This window comes from Bradyrhizobium sp. USDA 4454, from assembly GCF_054822705.1.
On record NZ_JBTRCN010000001.1, the window covers coordinates 4,798,795 to 4,813,109 of the forward strand.

The 14,315-nt window shown below is 66.4% G+C and carries 13 protein-coding genes; 3 read left to right on the forward strand and 10 right to left on the reverse strand.

Features of this window, described 5'->3' with window-relative positions:
- Positions 1–184 precede the first annotated feature (184 nt).
- Complete coding sequence (locus tag ACVIW0_RS22590) at positions 185–1,300, forward strand: DUF2865 domain-containing protein (protein WP_461354334.1); 1,116 nt, start codon at positions 185–187, stop codon at positions 1,298–1,300.
- A 3-nt stretch (positions 1,301–1,303) separates the two neighbouring features.
- Here ACVIW0_RS22590 and ACVIW0_RS22595 read toward each other — a convergent pair whose 3' ends face one another.
- From ACVIW0_RS22595 to ACVIW0_RS22610, 4 genes are read right to left on the reverse strand one after another with little or no spacing between them, the layout of a single operon-like run.
- Positions 1,304–3,055 carry an NAD+ synthase gene (locus ACVIW0_RS22595; protein ID WP_461354335.1) on the reverse strand — a complete coding sequence of 584 codons (1,752 nt, stop codon included), beginning with the start codon at positions 3,053–3,055 and terminating at the stop codon, positions 1,304–1,306.
- 46 nt (positions 3,056–3,101) lie between these two features.
- Entirely contained in the window at positions 3,102–4,271 is a 1,170-nt protein-coding gene (locus ACVIW0_RS22600; protein ID WP_461354336.1) for an NAD(P)/FAD-dependent oxidoreductase, read from the reverse strand.
- A 13-nt stretch (positions 4,272–4,284) separates the two neighbouring features.
- A complete protein-coding gene (locus tag ACVIW0_RS22605; protein ID WP_461354337.1) occupies positions 4,285–4,638 on the reverse strand; it encodes a diacylglycerol kinase in 354 nt (117 codons plus the stop codon).
- Positions 4,639–4,673: 35 nt separating this feature from the next.
- The gene (locus tag ACVIW0_RS22610; protein WP_461354338.1) at positions 4,674–6,062 is read right to left on the reverse strand and encodes a class II 3-deoxy-7-phosphoheptulonate synthase; all 1,389 of its coding nucleotides are present in this window, start codon (positions 6,060–6,062) and stop codon (positions 4,674–4,676) included.
- Between the two features lie 146 nt (positions 6,063–6,208).
- Between ACVIW0_RS22610 and ACVIW0_RS22615 the strand changes: the two genes are divergently transcribed.
- Positions 6,209–7,135, forward strand: a complete 927-nt coding sequence (locus tag ACVIW0_RS22615) for an alpha/beta hydrolase family protein (protein ID WP_461354339.1) — start codon at positions 6,209–6,211, stop codon at positions 7,133–7,135.
- An 874-nt stretch (positions 7,136–8,009) separates the two neighbouring features.
- Here ACVIW0_RS22615 and ACVIW0_RS22620 read toward each other — a convergent pair.
- The 6 genes from ACVIW0_RS22620 to rpiA form a co-directional block, all read right to left on the reverse strand.
- Entirely contained in the window at positions 8,010–8,363 is a 354-nt protein-coding gene (locus ACVIW0_RS22620; RefSeq protein WP_461354340.1) for a cupin domain-containing protein, read from the reverse strand.
- 486 nt (positions 8,364–8,849) lie between these two features.
- Positions 8,850–9,038, reverse strand: a complete 189-nt coding sequence (locus ACVIW0_RS22625) for a DUF2934 domain-containing protein (protein ID WP_461354341.1) — start codon at positions 9,036–9,038, stop codon at positions 8,850–8,852.
- Between the two features lie 249 nt (positions 9,039–9,287).
- Complete coding sequence (locus ACVIW0_RS22630; protein ID WP_461354342.1) at positions 9,288–10,352, reverse strand: alpha/beta hydrolase family protein; 1,065 nt, start codon at positions 10,350–10,352, stop codon at positions 9,288–9,290.
- Between the two features lie 47 nt (positions 10,353–10,399).
- Positions 10,400–11,785 (reverse strand): glutathione-disulfide reductase, encoded by a 1,386-nt coding sequence (gene gor / locus ACVIW0_RS22635; RefSeq protein ID WP_461354343.1) that lies wholly within the window; start codon positions 11,783–11,785, stop codon positions 10,400–10,402.
- Positions 11,786–11,999: 214 nt separating this feature from the next.
- The gene (locus tag ACVIW0_RS22640) at positions 12,000–12,536 is read right to left on the reverse strand and encodes a DUF2059 domain-containing protein (RefSeq protein WP_461354344.1); all 537 of its coding nucleotides are present in this window, start codon (positions 12,534–12,536) and stop codon (positions 12,000–12,002) included.
- 23 nt (positions 12,537–12,559) lie between these two features.
- Complete coding sequence (gene rpiA, locus ACVIW0_RS22645; RefSeq protein WP_461354345.1) at positions 12,560–13,258, reverse strand: ribose-5-phosphate isomerase RpiA; 699 nt, start codon at positions 13,256–13,258, stop codon at positions 12,560–12,562.
- A gap of 273 nt (positions 13,259–13,531) precedes the next feature.
- Here rpiA and ACVIW0_RS22650 point away from each other — a divergent pair, with 273 nt between their 5' ends.
- The gene (locus ACVIW0_RS22650; RefSeq protein ID WP_461354346.1) at positions 13,532–14,212 is read left to right on the forward strand and encodes an HAD hydrolase-like protein; all 681 of its coding nucleotides are present in this window, start codon (positions 13,532–13,534) and stop codon (positions 14,210–14,212) included.
- The last annotated feature ends 103 nt before the right edge of the window (positions 14,213–14,315 follow it).

Consider the following 14,315-nt stretch of genomic DNA (forward strand, 5'->3'; position numbering starts at 1 on the left):
ATTGCCACACCGGCGCCCCGGAAACGACGTGACGCTGCCCCGAGAAACGGCTAATGCAGGCGACCTTTGCAAGGGGACCTTGGCCGCGCGCTTTGGCGTTGATCGCCGCGCGGCGTCGTTTTAATGGCCGGATATGCCCAATAACTCGCGTTCTCGCTTCTCCCGCTGGTTTCTGACTTGCGCCATGCTGGCCGGCATCGCCCTGCCCGCCATGGATGCGCTGGCCCAGGTGCCCCCGGGCCCGCCCGGCCCGGCTCCGCAAGGCGCGCCGCAGGCCAACCCGATGTGCAGCCGGCTCGAGGGCCAGCTGGCGGCGATCGATCGTGGCGGCGGCAGCGGCGATCCGGCACGGGACGAGCAGATCCGCCGCTATCAGGACGCGGCCACCCGGCAGCAGGGCGAGCTCGATCGGGTCACGGCGCAGGCCCGCCGCATGGGCTGCGACAGCTCCGGCTTCCTGTCCCTGTTCAACAACAATTCGGCGCAGTGCGGTCCGGTCAACAACCAGATCCAGCAGATGCGCGCCAATCTCGACCAGATGACCGCCAATCTGGAGCGGCTGCGCTCCGGCGGGCTCGGCGGCGCCGACCGCGAGAACCAGCGCCGCTCGGTGCTGACCGCGCTGGCGCAGAACAATTGCGGCCCGCAATACGCCGCGGCCGCATCGCGTGGCCCGGGCAATTTCCTCGAGAACCTGTTCGGCGGCGGCGGTGGCGGCGGCAATCCGAGCAGTCAACTGCCCCCGCCCGACCCGCAATATGGCGCGCAGTCCGGCACCTTCCGCACCGTCTGCGTCCGCACCTGCGACGGCGCCTATTTCCCGATCTCGTTTGCGACCAGCCAGGCGCGCTTCGCCGCCGACGAGCAGATCTGCAAGGCGCAGTGCCCGGCCGCGGAGGCCAGCCTGTTCGCCTATCGCAATCCCGGCGAGGACATCAATCAGGCGGTCTCGATCAACGGCCAGTCCTACTCGTCGCTGCCGAACGCCTTCAAGTACCGCACCGAGTTCAACCCGTCGTGCTCCTGCCGAGCGGCCGGCCAGAGCTGGGCGGAGGCGCTGAAGGCGGTCGACGACCAGGCGTCCGCCGCGCAGCAGGGCGACATCATCGTCACCGAGGAGAGCGCGCGGAAGATGCAGCAGCGCGCCCAGACCAAGGCCGCCGCCGGCAAGAAGGGCTCGCCGGCCGCCGCTCAGCAGCCGGCTGCCGCTGACGCCACGGCGCCGGCCCCGGCCGCGCCCGCGAGCGACGGCCAGATCCGCACGGTCGGCCCGACCTTCATCCAGCAGAAGAAGCAGTAGGATTTAGCCTTCAAAAGCTTCCGCCGACGCGCGCGAGGTGCGCGCCACCAGCTTGTCGTCGGGCGCCGGCAGCGCCTTGCCGAAATCGCGGAAGCGGTTGGTGATGGGATAGCGGCGGTCGCGGCCGAAATTCTTCCGCGTCACCTTCACGCCCGGCGCCGCCTGCCGCCGCTTGTACTCGGCGATGTTGAGCAGGCGATCGATGCGGGTCACGACATCAGGCTCAAAGCCGGCCTCGATGATGGTCGCAAGCGGCTCCTCGCGCTCAACGAGGCGCTCGAGGATCGCATCCAGCACGTCGTAGGGCGGCAGCGAATCCTGGTCGGTCTGGTTCTCGCGCAGCTCCGCGGTCGGCGGCCGGATGATGATGTTGACCGGGATCACCTCGCCCGACGGCCCGAGCGCGCCGTCCGGCTTCCAGGCATTGCGCAGGCTCGACAGGCGGAACACCTCGGTCTTGTAGATGTCCTTGATCGGATTGAAGCCGCCGTTCATGTCGCCGTACAGCGTGGCGTAGCCGACCGACATTTCCGACTTGTTGCCTGTCGTCACCACCATGGCGCCGGTCTTGTTGGAGATCGCCATCAGCAGCGTGCCGCGGGCACGGGCCTGCAAATTCTCCTCGGTGATGTCGCGCTCCAGCCCCTTGAACACCGGCGCCAGGATCGTCTCGAACCCGTTGACGGCATCGGCGATCGGCAGGATCTCGTAGCGGATGCCGAGCGCGGCGGCGAGCTTGGCGGCATCGTCGAGCGAGACCTGCGCGGTGTAGCGGAACGGCAGCATCACGCCGCGCACCTTGTCGGCGCCGAGCGCATCGACCGCGATCGCCGCGCACAGCGCCGAGTCGATGCCGCCGGAGACGCCGAGCAGCACGCCCGGGAAACCGTTCTTGCGGACGTAGTCGCGCAGGCCGAGCACGCAGGCCGCGTAATCGGCCTTGTCGCCCTCGAGCTGCGGCGTGATCGGCCCGGAGCAGCGCCAGCCATCCGCGGTCTTGCGCCAGGTCAGCGTCGTGATGTTCTCCTCGAACGCCGGAAGCTGTGCCGCGACCGACAGATCGGCATTCAGCGCGAACGAGGCGCCATCGAAGATCAGCTCGTCCTGGCCGCCGACCTCGTTGAGATAGACCAGCGGCAGCCCGCTCTCGGTGACGCGCGCAACCACGATCGACAGCCGGAGATCGGCCTTGTCGCGGGCATAGGGCGAGCCGTTCGGCACCACCAGGATCTCGGCGCCGGTCTCGGCGAGACATTCGACGACGTTCTCATACTCCTCGGATTCCTCGAGCCAGATGTCCTCGCAGATCGGCACGCCGATGCGCACGCCGCGCACCGTCACCGGGCCCGGCGCCGGGCCGCGCGCGAACAGCCGCTTCTCGTCGAACACGCCGTAATTCGGCAGATTGGCCTTGAAGCGCAGCGCCGCGATGCGCCCGTCATCGAGCAGCGCGCAGGCATTGTAGAGCTTGCCGTCCTCGACCCAGGGCGTGCCGATCAGCATGGCCGGGCCGCCATCGGCGGTCTCGCGCGCCAGTTCCTCGACCGCAGCGCGGCAGGCCGACTGGAGCGCCGGCTTGAGCACCAGATCCTCCGGCGGATAGCCGGCGACGAACAGCTCCGACAGCACCACAAGGTCGGCGCCGTCGGCCTTGGCTTTCTCGCGCGCGGCACGCGCTTTCGCGACGTTGCCGGTGACGTCACCGACCGTCGGATTGAGTTGCGCCAGGGTGATCTTGATCTGCTGTTCGCTCATATCTTTATGTTGTCCCGCGCAAGGGCAAACTTCAATGGTCGTCCGCTCATGGTGCGCTTGCAGAAATCGCACCGGGGGCAAGCTCCGCCCTCACCTCGCCGAGCAGCGCCATGCCGCCCAACCGGCCCAATTCATCCGAGCATTTAGCGCTCTTGCCATAGCAGCCGAATGCAACTGTGACCCGTTCGGACAGCGGTCCGATGCTGGGCAAGCCGGTGTCGCCGAAGGTGGTCATGCAGGGTACGACGCGGCGTTCCTCGAATCTGAGGTCGCGAATGCGGTCGAGGATCTGGGCCTGCAGCCGGTCGGCGACCGGGACCGATCCGCCCGAGCGGAACCAGTCCTTGATGTCGGCCTCGCCCTCGAGCCTGATATCGACCGGATCGCCGCCGAGCTTCAGCCAGGCCTGGCCATCCGGATAGCGGATCGGCGGCAGGATATAGGGATTGTCGCCCTTGGGCCCGAGGCAGCGCATCGACGGCATGCCGGCGAGGCGTTGCACCTCCGCCGTGCCGAGCCGGAACAGCGCCACGGTTCGCCCATAGACCGTGAAGCCCATGGATCGGCCGAGCAGCGATTGGGTATGCCCGCCGGCCGCGACCAGAACCCGCTCGGCCTCGACGCCGCCCGATCGGGTCCGGATCGTCACACCGGAGCCGCTTTCGGAGATCCCCAGCGCGGGTTCGTTGATGATCCGCGCGCCGGCGCGCTCCGCCGCGATGGTCTGCGCGCGGACCAGGCGACGCGGCGAGATGTAGCCGGCGTTGCGCGGCTCGAAATAGCCCAGCATGCCTGCGGTCGATGTCAGGAACGGAAATCGCTCGGCGAGCTCGGCGTCCTGATAGGCCTCGCACGAGATCTCCTCGTCGGCGCAGACCTCGCCGACCGAAGTGACGTCGGTGGTCTCGCTGTCACCAACGTGCAGCGCACCGACTTCGCAGTAGAAGTCCACACCGCTTTCCGCAGCAATCTCGCCGTAGCGCGCAATCGCGGCGCGGTTCATCTGCCGCCAGAACGCTTGCGGATCGTAAACGCGCGTGATGCGGCCTTCGTCATAGTGACTGCCGAACACGCCGTCGTGGCGCGCAAAGTCCGCCGGCTCGTCGGGCCCGATCAGCGCGACGTCGTGGCCCATCTTGCTGAGATGCCGCGCGGCGGCAGAACCGATCAGACCACGTCCGATCACCGCAAGCTTGATCGGCTGATTGGCGCTCACCACAGGCTCCTGATCAGAACGCGCCCAAGCGTTCGGCAAGCGCGAACAACCAGAACAGCCCGGCCATCACGAGCGCGACGCCGACGGCAGCCGAGCCCATGTCCTTGACCCGCCCGATCTGCGGATCGTGATCCAGGGTCAGGCGGTCGGCGAGCTTCTCGATCGCGGTGTTGAGCAGCTCGATCACCAGCACCAGCACCACGGTCGCGACCAGCTCGACCCGGCGCATCATGGTGGCGCCGACCAGCCAGGCCAGCGGCAGCGACAGCGCGAGCGCCACCACCTCCTCGCGGATCGCCTGCTCCGAGCGAATGGCGAAGGCCAGCCCGTTGCGCGAGTTGATGGTGGCTCGCCAGAACCTCAGCAAGTCACTGCCCCCACAAGTCCCGAATCACGGCCCAATCACATGCCCGCAGCGGCCGGCATCGGCTTGGCCTTGCCGGCGCGCTCCTGCTTCAAGAGCTCTGCGATCAGGAACGCCATGTCGATCGACTGCTCGGCATTGAGACGGGGATCGCAGACCGTGTGGTAGCGGTCGTTGAGATCCTCGTCGGTGATGGCGCGCGCGCCGCCGATGCATTCGGTGACGTCCTGCCCGGTCATCTCCAGATGCACACCGCCGGCATGGGTACCCTCGGCGGCATGGATTTGGAAGAACGACCTCACTTCCGCCAGCACGCGGTCGAACGGCCGCGTCTTGTAGCCCGAGGTCGAGGTGATGGTGTTGCCGTGCATCGGATCGCACGACCACACCACCTTGCGCCCTTCGCGCTGCACCGCGCGGATCATGCCCGGCAGATGGTCGCCGACCTTGTCGGCGCCGAACCGGCCGATCAGGGTCAGGCGTCCCGGCTCATTGTCGGGGCTGAGCACGTCGATCAGCTTCAACAGCTCGTCGGGCTTCAGCGACGGGCCGCATTTCAGGCCGATCGGGTTCTTGATGCCGCGGAAATATTCGACATGACCGTGATCGAGCTGACGGGTGCGATCGCCGATCCAGATCATGTGACCGGAGGTCGCATACCAGTCGCCGGTGGTGGAATCGACCCGCGTCATCGCCTGCTCGTAGCCGAGCAGCAGCGCCTCGTGGCTGGTGTAGAAATCGGTGGCGCGCAGCTCCGGATGGCTCTCGAGGTCGAGGCCGCAGGCGCGCATGAAGTTCAGCGCATCCGAGATGCGGTCGGCGAGTTCCTTGTAGCGGCGGGACTGCGGCGAATCCTTCAGGAAGCCGAGCATCCATTGATGCACGCTGCCGAGATTGGCGAAGCCGCCGGTGGCGAAGGCGCGCAGCAGGTTCAGCGTCGCCGCCGATTGCCGATAGGCCATCAGCTGGCGCTGCGGATCGGGAATGCGCGCTTCCGGCGTGAAGGCGATGTCGTTGACGATGTCGCCGCGATAGCTCGGCAGCTCGACATCGCCCTGCTTCTCGGTCGGCGACGAGCGCGGTTTTGCAAACTGCCCGGCGATGCGGCCGACCTTCACCACCGGCAGCGCGCCGGCGTAGGTCATGACCACGGCCATCTGCAGCAGCACGCGGAAGAAGTCGCGGATGTTGTTGGCGCCGTGCTCGGCAAAGCTCTCGGCGCAGTCGCCGCCCTGCAGCAGGAACGCCTCCCCGTCGGCGACCCGCCCCAGCGCCTTCTTCAGGTTGCGCGCCTCGCCCGCGAACACCAGCGGCGGAAAGCTCGCGAGCTGGGCCTCGACATCGGCCAATGCCTTGGCATCGGGATAATCGGGCACCTGCAGCACCTTCTTGGTGCGCCAGCTATCGGGTGTCCACCGCTCGGACATGAGGTCAACTCCTGAGCAAAAACCGCGACTTAATCGACGGGAAAGCAGGGCTTATACACAGCCGCCCGCTCCCCCGCTAGAAGGATTCCGGCAATTCCGTCAAGCCCTTGCAAGAAAATCCGAATTCGCCTTTGCTGGACCATACCATGAATGCCAGCCAAATTGCCGTGGCGGAGACCACGCCGGACGACGTTTTTAGCGACGACATCGTCGTGCCGGCGGCGGACGGCTATCCGCTCGCCGCGACGCTGTTCCTGCCGCGCGGCAAGAAGCGCCGCGCCGTGCTGATCAATTCGGCGACCGCCGTGCCACGCAATTTCTATCGCGGCTTTGCCGGATACCTCGCCCGCCGCGGCGCCGCCGTCCTGACCTATGACTACCGCGGCACCGGCGACTCGAGACCGCTTGCCGCGACCGGCTTGAACAAGCCGAAGTCGCTTTCCGGCTTCCAGGCCACGATGGCGGACTGGGCCGCGCTCGACACCACCGCCGCGGTGAGCTGGATGCGCGACCGCTATGGCGACCTCCCGCTCGGCTATGTCGGCCACTCCTTCGGCGGCCAGGCGCTCGGCCTGCTGGCCAACAACACCGAGATCCGGCGCGCGCTGCTGATCGCCGCGCAGGCCGCCTATTGGAAGCTGATGGCCTCGCCCGAGCGCTACCGGGTCGTTGCCTTCATGAACGGCATCGGCCTGCCGCTGGCGCGCACGCTCGGCTATGTGCCGGCCTGGGCCGGCCTCGGCATGGACCTGCCGAAGGGCGTGTTCGAGCAATGGCGGAGCTGGGTGATGCGCGAGCGCTATCTGCTCGACGATCCCGCGCTCGCCGGGCGCGAGAATTTTACGAAGTTCAAGGGCAAGCTCCGCGCCTTCAGCATCACCGACGACACCTGGGCGACGCGGCCCGCGGTCGAACTGTTTTGCTCCGCCTTCACCGCGACGAGCCCGGAGATCATCTCGATCCGCCCCGCGGATGCCGGCGTCAGCAAGATCGGCCATTTCGGCTTCTTCCGTAGCGACCACCGCGACACGCTGTGGCGCGGCGCCGCGGAATGGCTCGAGGCGGAGGGGTAGCGGCGCGCTCTCTCCGCCGTCGTCCTGGCGAATTGACGCCCTCAACTGTCGTCCCGGCGAAGGCGGGACCCATACGCCGCAGCAGCGGTAGTGAATAGGACTGGTCGTTCCAGCATCGCACAACAAGCAGCGTTTGTGGTTATGGGTCCCGGCCTTCGCCGGGACGACGATGCGGATGCTTCTCGCGCAATACGATGCACCGCGCTTGCGCGCCTCATTTCGGTGTCATCGCCCGGCTTGACCGGGCGATCCAGTACGCCGCGGCTCATCGATTCAACAACGGCTGTCTCTGGAATACTGGATCGCCCGCCTTCGCGGGCGATGACAGTTGTGGGTGAGGACATAGCTTCGCATTCTCGCGACATGATTGCCCGAGCTTTGCTGTTCGTTTCGCCGCTCTTCAATCAGAGGGCGCAGGGAAAGCCGGGTGCCGATCGCACCCATGGGTCCGGTGCAATAAAAAAGCACCGGAGGTCGGACCACAGGTGTAACCGGGAACATCCCGGCTTTCCCTGCGCGATGGTTTTACGGCTTATACGTGCTCGCCCCGGTGAGACTGGGCTTGTTTGTCACCGTCCTTCGCGAGAACGCTTGCGCGTTCCGCTAGGAGACACCTGCCGCTAGGGCGTCAGGTCTGCACGACTTCGCCGTCCGCTACATCGCGCACGTCGTCAGTGCGCAAGCAGCGTCCACCGCATCTCACCGCAACACTCCTGACGATGCGCAGCGCCCCTCGATCGGGTGAGACGGGCATATTGAACATCTGAGTTGGGTCAAACGCCAAGCGGAATATTTTCTTAGCAAGGACTGGACAGCCATCATCATATTGATACAGCTGGAATATTTTACATTTTGGCGCAATCCACTGCGCGCCTCACACCACCTTCCTCACCGCCGCCGTCGCCTTGTCCCCCGTGTTCGGCGTCCCCGTCGGCTCGATCAGCAGCAGATGCACCTCTTCCCGTGCGACGGGGCGGTGCTCGACGCCTTTCGGCACGATGTACATCTGGCCCGGCTTCAGCGTGACGGTGCGGTCGCGCAGCTCGATGTCGAGGACGCCTTTCAGCACCAGGAAGAAGTCGTCGGTGTCGTCGTGCTTGTGCCAGACGAACTCGCCCTCGACCTTCACCACCATGACGTCGCAGGCGTTGAATTGCGCCACCGTGCGCGGCGACCAGTGGTCGCTGAATGTCGACAGCTTCTGTGCAAGATCGATCGCGTCGTTCATGGATGCCTCCGGGCCTGCGAGCCTGGCATCGATAGATGGCAGCCACCACAAATGAAAGAGGCCGCTGCGCGGGCGGCCTCCTTGATCATTTGCCGATATCATTTGTCCGTCGTGCTCGGCGGCTTCTCGCCCTGCCCCTGTCCCGTCGTGGCGGCCGAACCCTGAGCGCTGCCGGAAGCGCTCGAACTCTTGCTTGAGCTCGCACTGCCGCTGGAGCTTGCACTGCCGCTGGAGCTCGAGCTGGCCTGAGCCAGAGCGAGGGACGTCGAGGCGATGAGAACTGAAAGGGCAACAGCAATCGGTCGGATCATTTTCTTTCTCCTCCGTCGTTCGGGACACGGGGGTCAATGTCCGCGGGAGTGAGATGTTCCGAAGCGCGGCTGGCTGCGCGCGATCTCGAAGCAGGGGTCGCAACACAGACGCGATCGCCGCGCCCTCGGGACGCGGCGATCGCATGCCGTTGACTGCATCAAGCTCGATCGGCGCTTACTGGAACGTGGTCGCCTTGTGGTGGCCGTTGATGTCGCAATGCGACTCGCCATTGGCCGCCTTGCGCGCCAGCAATTCGCGTTCGGCCTGGTACCAGAGCTGGTCCATCCGGCCCGGCGGCTCGCCGGCGTCCTTCCATAATTCGTAGGCGCGGGTCCGAATCTCTTGCTCGGTTGGGCCTGTCATGAGCGGCTCCCTCAATTCGTTGAATTCATTGGCTGGAAAAACGAACTTCTGGTTCGGCACAAGGTTCCAAGCGGCTGTACCCCCTTCCCGGCCCGCCAATTCTGCGGGATTTGGCCGCCAAAGCAATGCTGTATTGGCGCCGCACAACGGTAAAATTTGTCCCCGCGCCTTGCTCTCGCGGAAACGAGGACGTGGACGCCCGGCGAGGCCGGGCATGACGCAGCCGCCGTCCTGCGCGGTCGAGGTCGTTCACCGCAGATTCGCGGTGAAGAAATCGAGCGCAAGCCTCATGGTCTCGGCATGGACCGCGTCGCGGTCGGCGCCTTCAAGGTCGCGGCATGGGGTCCGGACGGCCAGGCGCCCTACCGTGGTACAGGTATCGAAGAAGACGAAGTGGCCCGCATGCGGAAACAGCTTGAGCGTCGCACGGGGAATCAGCTTGCCGAGCGCCTCGGCCCCCGAGGCTGGCGGCGCGATCTCATCGGCGCTTCCCGCGACGATCGCGACGGGGATCGATATGGCGCCAAGGCTCTCCGGCGTGAAGGCCGGCACCGGCCCCGGCGCCATCGCGAGCACGGCACGAACCCGCTCATCGCGATAGGATTGGCCGGCAAGGCCGTAGCGCTGACGGAAATCGAGATCGGTGGTCAACCGCATGTCGCTCTTCCGGCGCAGCTCTGTCGCGTCAGACTGCGACGTGCACAACGCATCGGCGGCGGGCGACTGGCAGAACGCCTCTGTCCGCGCCGGATCGGTGATACCGCCGGCGATGGCGATGACGGTGTAGCCGCCGTAGGAATGGCCGGCGGCGCCGATCCGGCCCAAATCGATCCGGTCACCGAAAGTCTGGTCGGCGCGCATGGCGTCGATGACCCGGCTGAGATCGACGGCGCGAAGCCATTTCAGCGCATAGCCGTCGACCGTCCTGTCCTCGGATCGATTGTTGCCGGGATGGTTGACCGCAACGGCAATGAATCCATGCGCCGCAAGTCCGGCGCCGAGCCAGGCCAGATCAGCCGCGATGCCGCCGAAGCCATGGGACAGCAGAATCATTGGACGCGGCGGCCCCGCCGCCGGCGCTGCATCAGGCGCGGCGCGTCCGGTGCTGACGAATGGAATGATCGGCGGCCCGATCCATTGCGGCATTTCGTGCGCATCGGCCGCGGCCGGGTACCAGATCATGGCGCGGAGCGCATGCGTCCTCGCGCCACGCCAGTCGTAAGGTTCGGCCGGGATGAAATCGCGCGTGGTGACGCCGACCTTGAATATTGCGTCGTCGGCGCGTGCGCCCCCCGGCGCCGTGAGAAGGATCAACCACAGCGCCAGAAACCGCATCGGGATAAGGCCTCGGGTGAGCGTCCCTACTCCGCCGCCTGGCGGACGTGGCGCGCGGTGGGCGTGCGCATCGTCACCAGCTCTTCCGATGCGGTCGGATGCAGCGCGATGGTGGCGTCGAAATCGGCCTTGGTCGCCTTCATCTTCACGGCGATCGCGACGACTTGCGTGATCTCGGCGGCGCTGTCGCCGACGATGTGGCAGCCGACCACGCGGTCGCTCGCTCCGTCGACTACGAGCTTCATCAGCACGCGGGTGTCGCGGCCGGACATCGTCGCCTTGATCGGGCGGAAATCGGACTTGTAGATGTCGACGTGGGAAAACTGCGCCCGTGCCTCTTCCTCCGTCAGGCCGACCGTGCCGACCTCGGGCTGCGAGAACACCGCGGTCGGGATCGTGGCGTGGTCGACCTGCACCGGCCGCTTGCCGAACACGGTGTCGGCGAAGGCATGCCCCTCGCGGATCGCGACCGGGGTCAGGTTGGTGCGGTGGGTGACGTCGCCGACCGCATAGATGTTGTCGACCGAGGTCTTCGACCAGCCGTCGACCTGGATGCCGCCGTTGGCGGGATTGATGGCGACGCCGGCCGTCTCCAGCCCGAGATTGGCGAGATTGGGATGCCGGCCGATCGCGAACATCACCTGGTCGGAAGCGATGCTGGAGCCGCTCGACAGGTGCGTGGTGTAATCACGGCCGTGCTTGTCGACCTTGGCTACCGTGCAGCCGGTGATGATGGTGATGCCGCGCTTCTCCATCTCGGCGCGGACATGCTTGCGCACGTCCTCGTCGAAGCCGCGCAGGATGTTGTCGCCGCGATAGACCACCGTCACGTCGGAGCCGTAGCCGGCGAAGATGCCGGCGAATTCCAGCGCGATGTAGCCGCCGCCCTGGATCACGATCCGCTTCGGCAGCTCCTTGAGGTGAAACGCCTCGTTGGAGGAGATCACATGCTCGATGCCGGGGATGGCCGGCCCATGGTTGGGCGCGCCGCCGGTCGCGATCAGGATGTATTTCGCGGTGACCTTCTCGCCGGTGGCGAGGCGGAGCGTGTGGGCATCCTCCAGCACCGCGCGGGTCTTGACGATCACGGCGCCCGACTTCTCGACATTCGTGGTGTAGGCGCGCTCGAGCCGGGCGATCTCCTTGTCCTTGTTGGCGACCAGGGTGGCCCAGTCGAGCGAGACCTGGCCGATGCTCCAGCCGAAGCCGGCGGCGTCCTCGATCTCCTGGTGGACGTGGCTGCCGATCACGAACAGCTTCTTCGGCACGCAGCCGCGGATCACGCAGGTGCCGCCCATCCGGTACTCTTCGGCGACCATGACCTTCGCGCCGTAGTTCGCGGCAATGCGCGCGGCGCGCACGCCACCCGAACCGCCACCGATGACAAACAGGTCGACGTCGAACTCGGCCATGGCAACCAACCTCTCTTGCTGCTCCCTCGCCCCGCTCTCTTGTCCGCCGAAGCCCGCCTTCGGGCGAAGGCGGATGCGGGGAGAGGGTCGGGGTGAGGGGCCGCCTCCACGAGCCAGGCTAGTGGAGAGTCCCCCTCACCCGGCACTACGTGCCGACCTCTCCCCGCAAGGGGGGCGAGGTCACAAGCATATAGGTATCGTTTTCAGATATCCTTCAGATATCCTTGCCGCGCTTCTTCATCTCGGCCTTGAACTGGCCGTTGACGATTACGCCGAACTGCTGCGCCCATTGCTGCATATATTGCAGCGAACCGTTGATCGCCGTGGGCTCCGCGGTCAAAAGCTTCTGACCGAGCGGGGTCTTGTAGAACGTCACGAGATCCTTCAGCTCCTGCTCGCTGAACTCGGCGGCGTAGATCTGGGCCATGCCCTCGCCGATCTCCTTCTCGCTGCCCGCGAACTGCTTGGCGACGACCAGCGCCGTCTCGTCGAGGTCCTTCTGGTAGTTCAGGTACTGCTGCAAGAGACCGGTCTTGGTCTTCTCGATGATGCCGGGAACGGCGCCGTTGTACATCACCGCGACGTTCTTCATCGCCAGGATTTCCTTGGCGTAGCCGATCGCCGCCGGGGTCGACTGCTTGACCTTGGGCATGGGCGGCAGCTGCGGCTGCTGCGCCATCGCCGGGGCGGCCGCGAGCGCGAGGCCAGCCGCCAGGACCGCCGCCGACAAAAGTCCCGAAAAACGCTTCATTCCAAGTCTCCTTGCTTGCGGCCTCATGGCCGTTCAACAACCCGAATTCCCTGTGCGCCGGCCAGAACGGCGACGCTGCCAAGCCCGATGAACAGGCCGTGTTCGACCACGCCCGGGATCACGCTGAGCAGACCGGCCAGACGCGGCGGGTCGGCGATCCGGCCGAGATGGGCATCGACGATCCAGTGGCCGCCATCGGTGACAAAAGCGTGACCGTCCTTGCCCTTGCGGACGATCATCTGGCCGGACACGCCGGCCTGCGCGAACGCCCGCGCCATCGCGGCCTGGGTCGCGGCCAGCCCGAACGGGATCACCTCGACCGGCAGCGGAAAGCGGCCGAGCACGTCGACCCATTTGCTGTCGTCGGCGATCACGATCATGCGATCGCTGGCGGCCGCCACGATCTTCTCGCGCAGCAGCGCGCCGCCGCCGCCCTTGATCAAATTGAGCGCCGGGTCGATCTCGTCGGCGCCGTCGATGGTAAGGTCGAGATGGTCGATCTCGTCCAGCGTGGTCAGCGGCACGCCGCAGCGGATCGCATCCGCCCGGGTCGCCTCCGAGGTCGGCACGCCGATCACCTTCATGCCGGATCGGACCTTGTCGCCGAGCAGCTCGACGAAGTGCTTGGCGGTCGAGCCGGTGCCGAGGCCGAGCTTCATGCCGTCGCGCACCTCTTCGAGCGCGCGCGCCGCCGCCTGGCGTTTCAGTGCGTCCATGTCCACGTGCCGTTAGCCCCTCGGTTGTCCGTTCCGGGCGCGCCATCGGGCGGCCCGGCGGGCGCATATCTAGCCTCGATTCACGGGCAGGAACAGCGCCATCCGGACCGGTCTTCAGGCCGAAACGGCATCGATCGCGGCCAAAATCGCCGAAAAGCGCTCCTTGACCTCGGCCCGCATCGCCGAAGGCGCGGAACGAGGCATGGCGTCCCCGCAATTTCCCGACACGCGTACATCTGCTCTTGCATCGCAGCGCACGGCCCGATAGCCAAAACCATCATGCCCGCCTCCTCTCCCCCCATCATCGTCTTCGATCTCGACGGCACGCTGGTCGACACCGCGCCCGATCTGATCGGCGCGCTCAATTTCGTGCTCGACCGCGAGGGCCTGGCGCCGGTGCCGCTGGCGGCGGCGCGCAACATGATCGGCGCCGGCGCGCGCAAGCTGCTGGAGCGCGGGCTCGAGGTGGACGGGCGCACGGTCAGCATCGGCGATCTCGACCGCCTGACCAGGGATTTCGTCGACTTCTACGCCGAGCACATCGCCGACGGCTCGCGCCCGTTCGACGGGCTCGAAGCCGCGCTCGACCAGCTCGCCGCCAGGGGCCATCGCTTCGCGGTGTGCACCAACAAGCTGGAATGGCTGTCGAAGCTTTTGCTCGACCGGCTCGGCCTGACGCCGCGCTTTGCCGCGATCTGCGGCCAGGACACATTCGGCGTCGCCAAGCCCGACCCGGCGTTCCTGCGCGAGACGGTCGCCCGCGCCGGCGGAAGGCTGCCCGGCGCCATCATGGTCGGCGATGCCGGCCCGGATGTCGGGGTCGCCCGGCGTGCCAGCGTCCCGGTGATCGGCGTCGATTTCGGCTATACCGACGTCCCGATGGCCGAGCTGAAGCCGGACCGGCTGATCAGCCATATGCGCGATCTGCCGGCTGCCGTGGCCGCCCTGATCGCCGCATAATTTTCCGCAATATGCTGATATCGCTTGGCAATAATTTGCCATGCGATTTTGCATTAACCATCCTTTAACGAGCAGGCCTCCCCTGGTTGCGCCTCTGTTCCGA

Excerpts from the sequence above, each read along its gene's own strand:
- ACVIW0_RS22620 (WP_461354340.1), bottom strand. The coding sequence starts at position 8,363 with ATGAACGACGCGATCGATCTTGCACAGAAGCTGTCGACATTCAGCGAC.
- gor (WP_461354343.1), bottom strand. The coding sequence starts at position 11,785 with ATGGCCGAGTTCGACGTCGACCTGTTTGTCATCGGTGGCGGTTCGGGT.
- ACVIW0_RS22590 (WP_461354334.1), top strand. The coding sequence starts at position 185 with ATGCTGGCCGGCATCGCCCTGCCCGCCATGGATGCGCTGGCCCAGGTG.
- ACVIW0_RS22610 (WP_461354338.1), bottom strand. The coding sequence starts at position 6,062 with ATGTCCGAGCGGTGGACACCCGATAGCTGGCGCACCAAGAAGGTGCTG.
- ACVIW0_RS22625 (WP_461354341.1), bottom strand. The coding sequence starts at position 9,038 with ATGACAGGCCCAACCGAGCAAGAGATTCGGACCCGCGCCTACGAATTA.
- ACVIW0_RS22650 (WP_461354346.1), top strand. The coding sequence starts at position 13,532 with ATGCCCGCCTCCTCTCCCCCCATCATCGTCTTCGATCTCGACGGCACG.
- ACVIW0_RS22640 (WP_461354344.1), bottom strand. The coding sequence starts at position 12,536 with ATGAAGCGTTTTTCGGGACTTTTGTCGGCGGCGGTCCTGGCGGCTGGC.
- ACVIW0_RS22595 (WP_461354335.1), bottom strand. The coding sequence starts at position 3,055 with ATGAGCGAACAGCAGATCAAGATCACCCTGGCGCAACTCAATCCGACG.
- ACVIW0_RS22615 (WP_461354339.1), top strand. The coding sequence starts at position 6,209 with ATGAATGCCAGCCAAATTGCCGTGGCGGAGACCACGCCGGACGACGTT.